Annotated in this window: 8 protein-coding genes and 1 pseudogene; 1 reads left to right on the top strand and 8 read right to left on the bottom strand. The window is 68.5% G+C overall.

Annotated elements, in window-relative coordinates; all coding sequences use genetic code 11:
- Both B4M62_RS07295 and B4M62_RS07290 read right to left on the bottom strand, forming a co-directional pair.
- A pseudogene (locus B4M62_RS07295) lies at positions 1-791 on the bottom strand (hypothetical protein); the annotation flags it as partial.
- Positions 792-806: 15 nt separating this feature from the next.
- On the bottom strand, positions 807-1,781 hold the full coding sequence (locus B4M62_RS07290) for a Ppx/GppA phosphatase family protein (protein ID WP_290706313.1): 975 nt from the start codon (positions 1,779-1,781) through the stop codon (positions 807-809).
- An 85-nt stretch (positions 1,782-1,866) separates the two neighbouring features.
- On the opposite strand from B4M62_RS07290, the gene B4M62_RS07285 reads away from it, so the two are divergent.
- A complete protein-coding gene (locus B4M62_RS07285; RefSeq protein ID WP_290706312.1) occupies positions 1,867-2,685 on the top strand; it encodes a hypothetical protein in 819 nt (272 codons plus the stop codon).
- Between the two features lie 73 nt (positions 2,686-2,758).
- On the opposite strand, the gene B4M62_RS07280 is transcribed toward B4M62_RS07285, so the two are convergent.
- The 6 genes from B4M62_RS07280 to mshA form a co-directional block, all read right to left on the bottom strand.
- Complete coding sequence (locus B4M62_RS07280; protein WP_290706311.1) at positions 2,759-3,448, bottom strand: response regulator transcription factor; 690 nt, start codon at positions 3,446-3,448, stop codon at positions 2,759-2,761.
- The gene (locus tag B4M62_RS07275; RefSeq protein ID WP_290706310.1) at positions 3,445-4,722 is read right to left on the bottom strand and encodes a sensor histidine kinase; all 1,278 of its coding nucleotides are present in this window, start codon (positions 4,720-4,722) and stop codon (positions 3,445-3,447) included. Before B4M62_RS07275 ends, B4M62_RS07280 begins: the two co-directional genes overlap by 4 nt.
- Before the next feature lie 85 nt (positions 4,723-4,807).
- On the bottom strand, positions 4,808-5,110 hold the full coding sequence (locus B4M62_RS07270; RefSeq protein ID WP_290706309.1) for a GNAT family N-acetyltransferase: 303 nt from the start codon (positions 5,108-5,110) through the stop codon (positions 4,808-4,810).
- Between the two features lie 38 nt (positions 5,111-5,148).
- Complete coding sequence (locus tag B4M62_RS07265; RefSeq protein WP_290706308.1) at positions 5,149-5,901, bottom strand: phosphoglyceromutase; 753 nt, start codon at positions 5,899-5,901, stop codon at positions 5,149-5,151.
- A gap of 16 nt (positions 5,902-5,917) precedes the next feature.
- A complete protein-coding gene (locus B4M62_RS07260) occupies positions 5,918-6,520 on the bottom strand; it encodes a YbjN domain-containing protein (RefSeq protein ID WP_290706307.1) in 603 nt (200 codons plus the stop codon).
- Positions 6,517-7,839 (bottom strand): D-inositol-3-phosphate glycosyltransferase, encoded by a 1,323-nt coding sequence (mshA, locus tag B4M62_RS07255; protein WP_290706306.1) that lies wholly within the window; start codon positions 7,837-7,839, stop codon positions 6,517-6,519. Before mshA ends, B4M62_RS07260 begins: the two co-directional genes overlap by 4 nt.
- Positions 7,840-7,855: the final 16 nt, after the last annotated feature.

The following is a 7,855-nucleotide window of genomic DNA, read 5'->3' as shown; positions in this document are numbered from 1 at the left end:
GCGCGCGGGGCAAAGCGCCCGGTCACCGGGTCGACGAACGGTTGGTCGAGCACCGGGATCTCGTCGTCGTAGAGATCCTCCGGCTCAACGGGCGCCAGCGTGGTGGTGTCCTCGACGGCGGGGACCGGCCCGGACGGGACACCGCGCGTGGTGTCGCCCGAGTCGACAGGGGACTCGACGACGGTGGTCTGCGCGGCAGCCTCGGCCACGGCTACCTCGTCGACGTTCACCGGTCCGGCCGCGCGCGTCGCCCGCCGGACCGCACGCGGGGACGGCGCAGGGCGGGCGGTCTCCGCTTCCGCGGCGCCCCGACGGCGCCCGAAGAGTCCGCGCTTGCGCTTCTTCGGTCCGTCGTCGGTCGCGATGACATCGTCGAAGTTGCGGTAGGACTCGAAGTCGACGTCGTCGCCGCCACTCAGGAAGGAGTTGGTTACCGGCTCCGCCGCCGGTGTCACAGATCCGCCGTCGTCCGCCGCAGGAACCTCCACGGGCGGTTCCGCCACCGCCGGAATGATCCCGGTCACCTGATTTGCCTCGACGTCGGGGTCCACCAGTGCCCCGGAGAGATGGGCCGGCGGGTAGGAGGGCATGCCACTGGCCGTACGCGACCCCGAGCCCACGTCGGCGTCGGCCTGGGCCCGGGCGGCGCGCTGCGCCACCGGATTGGCCGAACGGGGAAACGCGACCCGGGGGATCTCGCCAGTCTGGGCGCTGGCGTCGGCCGACTCCCGCTGGCGCGCCAGCAGCTCCGACACCGGGATCGGCCGGGAGTCCGGTTCATCCTTGGCCATTGCGCCACGTCCTCACTAGTTCTGGTCCGAGTTCGCCGACTGCGGACCCGGGAGTTCATCGTCGAACACATCGGAGTCCAGGCGACGCAGAATCACGCCCTCCCGCAGCGCCCACGGACAGATATCGAGTGTATCGAGATTGAGCGCACGCATTGCGGCCTCGGCGACCAGCGCCCCCGCGACCAACTGACCGGCGCGCTCGGCGTTGACCCCCTCGAGGTCGGCGCGGTCGGCGCGGGTCATCCGGGAAATGAATGCGATCAGCTGCCGCAGGCCGCTGGCGGTCAACTGTCGGCGCACACGTGGCCCCGCACTCGACGGCGCCGCCCCGGTGAGCCGCGCCAGACTACGGAAGGTCTTCGACGAGCCCACCGCGAGATCCGGCCGGCCCGGGGCACGCAGTTCGGCCGCCACCGGCTTCAACTCGGCGTCGAGCCAGTCGCGGAGCACGCTGATGCGACGACGGTCAGGCGGGTCGCCCGGCAGCCAGTCGCGGGTGAGTCGTCCGGCGCCCAACGGCACCGACAGCGCCACATCCGGCTCCTCGTCGACACCGTTCGACATCTCCAGCGAACCGCCCCCGATGTCCAGGGCAAGGATCCGGCCGGCGCTCCAGCCGTACCAGCGCCGGACCGCCAGGGAGGTCAACCTCGCCTCGTCGCGTCCGGACAGCACCCCGATCTGAACCCCGGTCTTCGTCAGCACTTCGGTCAGCACGTCGTCGGAGTTGGTTGCGTCCCGCACCGCCGACGTGGCGAACGCCATGACCTGTTCACATCCGGACGTGCTCGCGATCCTGGTGAACTCGCCGATTGCCTCGACGAGCTCGGTGGCGGCATCGGCGGCGAGTCGGCCGTCGGCCTCGATCCGCTCCGCCAGGCGCAGCACCGACTTCGTCGAACTCATCGGCGCCGGATGCCCGCCGCGGTGGGCGTCGACCACCAAAAGGTGGACCGTGTTGCTCCCGATGTCTAGCACTCCCAATCGCACGTTTACCCACGCTAGCGGGTGGACCGCGCCCGCGCCGACCCGGCACGCCCACAACCGCACTGAGACGGAGGATTAGGTTGGAGTGGTGCAGCCCGAAGCAGACCTTGATTTTCCGCGCGAATGGTATGAGTTCGCCGACCCGGACAACCCCGAACACTGGATTCGGGCGGATCTGACGTGGCTGTGCTCACACTGGTCCTGCGTGTTCGGTACGCCGGCCTGCGCCGGAATTGTGGCCGGGCGGCCCGACGACGGCTGCTGCACCCATGGGGCCTATCTCTCCGACGCCGACGACCGGCGACGCCTGGCGGCCGGCGTGGCGCTCCTCGGTCACGAGGACTGGCAGTTCGCAGGATTGGCCGGTGGAGCCGATCCACTCGGCCCCGGCGGCTACCTCGTGGAGGCCGACGACGACGCCGATGAGCCCGCGCTGAAAACCCGGGTGCACGACGGCGCCTGCGTCTTCCTCAACCGGCCCGGTTTCGCCCGGGGCCCGGGCTGCGCACTGCACGCGATGGCGCTGCTCCGGGGTATGGAACCGCTCGAGGTGAAACCCGACGTGTGCTGGCAACTACCGGTGCGGCGCACCCAGGAGTGGGAGGAACGCCCCGACGGTTCATCCATCCTCGTCGACACGATCACCGAGTACGACCGTCGCGGCTGGGGCGAGGGCGGCCATGATCTGCAGTGGTACTGCTCGGGGTCGCCCGATGCCCATGTGGGCGCCAAGCAGGTATGGGAGTCCTACGCGCCCGAATTGATCGAGTTGATCGGCACCGCCGCCTACACGGTGCTGGCCGCAGTGTGCCGCCGGCGTGCCGGGCTGGGCCTCATCGCCGTCCATCCGGCAACCGCGGCCGCCCGAACCCGCCGCGCCACCGATATCAAGTACGAGATTCTGTAGCGGTCGCCACGGCCGCGCCCGGCCGACGGCACAGGTCCGGCGCGGTGCCATCGACAGAGGCGCCTCGCCGCGGCTAGACCTCGAGCTTGTACCCCAGTCCGCGAACGGTGAGCAGGTGGCTCGGTGCCGACGGATCCGGCTCAATCTTCGAGCGCAGACGTTTGACGTGCACGTCGAGCGTCTTCGTGTCACCCACGTAGTCCGCTCCCCACACCCGGTCGATCAACTGGCCGCGGGTCAGCACCCGCCCGGCATTGCGCATCAAGAACTCGAGCAGGTCGAACTCCTTGAGCGGCAGCGTGACCGGCTGGCCATTGACGCTGACGGTGTGCCGGTCAATGTCCATCCGCACCGGACCGGCCTCTAGGACGCCCACCAGCAACTCGTCGTCGGCACTGTTCTCGGTTCCGCGCCTGAGCACCGCCCGAATCCGCGCGATGAGCTCGCGCGCCGAATACGGCTTCGTCACATAGTCGTCGGCGCCGAGTTCGAGGCCGACGACTTTGTCGATCTCGCTGTCGCGCGCGGTCACCATGATCACCGGGACCGACGACTTCGCCCGCAACGCCTTACAGATCTCGGTGCCCGACATCCCCGGCAGCATCAGATCCAGCAGCACGATGTCGGGGTTGACGCGGTCGAAGGCAGTCAGGGCCGACGCGCCATCGTTGACGATGCTCGCCTCAAAACCTTCCTTGCGCAGCAAGAACGCCAGCGGATCGGCCAGCGATTCTTCGTCTTCGACAATGAGAACGTGGGTCACGAGACTTCCTCTTCTGTCCGGTTGGTTTCCAGGGATTGGCGATGTGCGGGCGGATCGGCGCGGGCCTGCGGGATCGCCAGGGTGAACGTGGACCCGGTACCGGGGCGGCTCCACACCGAGATGGCACCCGAGTGGTTGGCGGCGACGTGTTTGACGATCGCCAGGCCCAGGCCGGTCCCGCCGGTCAGCCGCGACCGCGCCTTGTCGACACGGAAGAACCGTTCGAAGACGCGTTCCTGGTCGGCTGGGGCGATGCCGATGCCGCGGTCGGTGACCACCATCGCCACCATCGGGCGGTGATCCTCGTCCTGCGCCTCGATGATTCGCCGGCTCACCGAAACGGTGGTCCCCGCAGGGGAGTAGGCGATCGCGTTGGAAAGCAGGTTGGTCAGCGCGGTAACCAGCAGCGGTCGGTCGCCGTACACCGCTAGCCCACAGGGGTCATCGCTGGTCAGAGTGATATGGGCGGCCTCGGCGGGAATCTGCACCGCAGTCATGGCCGCGCCGATCAGCCCATCGACATCGACTGGTTCGAACTCTGCGGTTTCGCCGCCCTGCAACCGGGACAGGGCGATCAACTCGGTCACCAGATTGCCCATCCGCTTGCTCTCCGAGGAGACGCGAGACCCGAAGTGACGCACCGATTCGGGGTCGTCCACCGACTCCAGGAGCGCTTCCGCCAGCAGCGCGATCGCCCCGACCGGTGTCTTGAGCTCATGGCTGACGTTGGCCACAAAGTCCCGCCGGGTCGCCTCGACACGAATGTTCTCGGTGTCGTCGTCGCCGTAGACCAGGATGAACCGCATGCCGTTGAGCTCGACGTAACGGGCCAGACAGCGCACCGCGAGCACCGGGTGCGCCGTCGGCGGGCGCGCGGTCGCCAAGAATCCGGCATTGGTGGGCACCGGCACCATCTCGAACCGGTCGTCCTCGCGCAGGCTCAGTACCTCCGCGGCGTGCTCGGCCACCGTCGGGTGCAGCTCGTCTCCGGTGACCAGGCCGAGCTTGACCGCCGCCTCGTTGTACAACTCCAGATCGCCGCTTTCCTCGACGACCACGACCGCGTGCTCAGAGGAACGCACAATCATCCGAAGGACGTCGTTGCGGTCCTGCGGGCTCAAGTGCTCGGGCGACGGCGGTGCGGCCGGCAGGACCGACAGCGGTGTGACGGGCTCATCGAAACGGAAGACCGGCTGGCCGAAGGCGAGTCGACCGACGACAAGGCCGCAGACGAACGCACAGGCGATCGTCGCGACGATCAAAGCAACGGTCACACCACAACCTTACGACGCACAGGTGCGGAAAACCCAGCCCGACCGCCGGAATTCGATGGTCGTTCACCTGGCGTTCAGGCCGGGGTCAGTGCTGCTCGCGAACCAATGCGGCGTACTCCGGATGCTTCTCCACGTAGCTCTGGATGTAGCTGCAAACGGGGACGAACTGCTTGCCGTTCGCTCGAACATCGTCGAGCACCGATTTCGCCAGCTGACCGGCGAACCCGCGTCCACTGAACTGGTCGTGGACCACTGTGTGCGTCAGCACCAAGGTGCCCGGCTCAGTCATGTAGTCGATGTATCCGACCGACTTTTCAACGCCGCCGTCCTCGAGGAACGCCTCGTAGCGCTCTCTGGCGGGCTGGTGGTCCACGCGAAGCTCAGCCATGCCGTCAGCCTAGCGTGCCGGTCGCCCGACCCGCCAGGTCACTTCTGCCCCTGGGCGGCCACCGCCGCCGCACCGGCGGCCGCCGACTCCGGATCGAGGTAGACCCCCTTGCCGGTCACGTTTCCAGCGTCGTCGAAGTCATAGCGCAGCGGGTTGCCGGTGGGGATGTTGAGTTCGGCGATGTCGGCGTCGGAAATCCCCTCCAGGTGCTTGACCAGGGCGCGCAGCGAGTTGCCATGGGCGGCGACGAGGACCGTCTTTCCGCCACGCAGATCGGCCGCAATGGTCTGGCCGTAATACGGGATCAGCCGCACCACCACGTCCTTGAGGCATTCGGTCAGCGGGACCCGCGCAAGGTTGGCGTAGCGCGGATCATTGGTCTGGCTGTACTCCGAGGACGGGTCGATCGGCGGCGGCGGGGTGTCGTAGCTGCGCCGCCACAGCATGAACTGCTCGTCGCCGTACTTCTCTTTGGTCTCAGCCTTGTTCAGTCCCTGCAGCGCGCCGTAGTGGCGCTCGTTGAGTCGCCAGTCGCGCACGACCGGAATCCATTGGCGGTCGGCGCGATCGAGTGCGATCTGCGCCGAGTTGATCGCACGGCGCAGCAGCGATGTGTAGAGCACGTCGGGAAGTACGTCGTGCTCGATGAGCAGTTCACCCGCGCGCACCGCCTCGGCCTCACCCTTTTGCGTGAGGGCCACGTCGACCCAGCCGGTGAACTGGTTGGAGGCGTTCCACTCGCTCTCGCCGTGGCGCATCAGGATCAAGGTGCCGTTGCTCATACCAGCCATCTTCGCACAGCGACAGTCACCCAGGCGTCCCCAGTGGCCCGTCGCCGGCATCGGGCACCGACCGGTTCGGGCGGTACTGCTCGGGCAGGGGCTCCCCCGGTGCCGGGAGCGACTCCTTGTCGATGAGGTGCTCAAAGGCGAGCAGATTGTGCAGTGGCTCGCGGCGCGACACCCGCCACGCCCATTCGCGGCGGATCGAAGTGACGAAGCCGAGTTCGAGCAGCACGTTGAAGTCGCCGTCGGCAGCCTCTAGGACCTGCCCGAGTACCCGATCGAGTTCCCCGGGGGTCAGCGCCTCTGAGCCGATCTGGCCGACGAGATAGATATCGCCGATGTTGTCGACCGTGTAGGCGACGCCGTACAGCCTCCGGTTGCGCTGGAGTAGGTACTTGAAGACGCCGGCCAAGTTCTCGTCGGGATGACGGCAGACGAATGCCTCAACCCGCACGCCATGGCTGGTCGCGGTGAGTAAGACGGTCGTCGTGAGCTTGCGTTCCCCGGGGAGTTCAACGATGACGTGTTCACCGTCTGGACCGCCCGAAGACTTGCGGCTGTAGCCGATACCGCGCTCGGCCAGCGCTTCGACGAGTACGCCGAGATTCGCCTCCGCGCCGGTCACAGGGCCACCCCCTGCCGTCGGCTCCGGCGCCACCGCGGCCGGGCGGTTCCACCGGTCCGGCCGGCCCGCCTGGACTCGATCGCCCGCGCATAGGAGGCGAGTAGACCGTCCGCGGTGCGGTCCCAGGAGAACTGCTCGGCGTGGCCGCGGGCCGCGGCCGCCATCGCGGCGAGCCGTTGTGGATCGGCCAGTATCTTCTCCACGGCGTTGCTCCAATCTGCGACCCGATGGCCCGCGACGAGGGTGCCGGTGAGCCCATCGGCGACGGCGACACCGAGTCCGCCCACCTCGGCGGCGATCACCGGCGTACCGCACGCCTGCGCCTCGATGGCGACCAGGCCGAAGCTCTCCGAATAGCTCGGCACCGCAACGACGTCGGCGGCCCGGTACACCTGGGCCAGCCGGAGCGCCGGCTGGGGCGGGAGGAAGGTGACCCGGTCGGCGACGCCGAGTTCCGCGGCCAGGTCGGCGAGTGCAGACGGGTGCTCGCGACCGGTACCCGACGGACCGCCGACGATGAGTAGCCGCAGCGGGGCGCGCGTGCCCGCCCGCGCGGCAGCAATGAGCGGTGCGACGGCTCGCACCAGCACGTCGGGGGCCTTGAGCGGTTGGATGCGGCCCACGAAGGCGACGATCACCTCGTCGGCGTCGAGGCCGAGTTCGGCGCGGGCCGCCGCGGCGTCGCCCACGGTGAAGCAATCGAGATCGGCGCCGGGGGCGACGATGTCGATCTTGTCCGGATCGGCGCGATACATCGACACCAACTCATCGGACTCGGTCGCGGTGTTGGCGATCAGTCGGTCGGCGACGTCGACGACCTGCTGCTCGCCGATGATCCGCAACCGCGGCTCCTCGGTATCCCCCTGGGCCAGGAACGCGTTCTTGACTGCGGCGAGCGTGTGCGCGGTGTGGACCAGCGGCACACCCCAGCGGTTCGCGGCCAGCCAGCCGACCTGGCCCGACAACCAGTAGTGGGAGTGGATGAGGTCGTAGTACCCGCTGGCGTGCGCCGCCTCGGCACCGAGCACGCCCGCCGAGAAGCCGCAGAGCTGAGCGGGCAAATCGGCCTTGTCCAGACCCTCGAACGGTCCGGCCGGCACCTGGCGCACCAGGACGCCGGGTGCGGCGTGGACCTCCGGGGCATCGCCGGACGAGGTGGCCCGGGTGAAGATCTCGACCTCGACCCCGCGACGGGCGAGGCGAAGCGCGGTCTGCCACACGTACACATTCATTCCGCCGGCGTCACCGGTGCCCGGTTGCGCCAGCGGCGAGGTATGCACCGAGATCATCGCGATTCGACGGGGCAGCACGGAAGGCATGGCTCCACCTTAGCGC

Origin of the sequence: Gordonia sp. UBA5067 (genome assembly GCF_002414845.1) — a bacterium.
Classification (GTDB): domain Bacteria; phylum Actinomycetota; class Actinomycetes; order Mycobacteriales; family Mycobacteriaceae; genus Gordonia; species Gordonia defluvii.
This window is presented reverse-complemented; position numbering and strand designations above follow the sequence as displayed.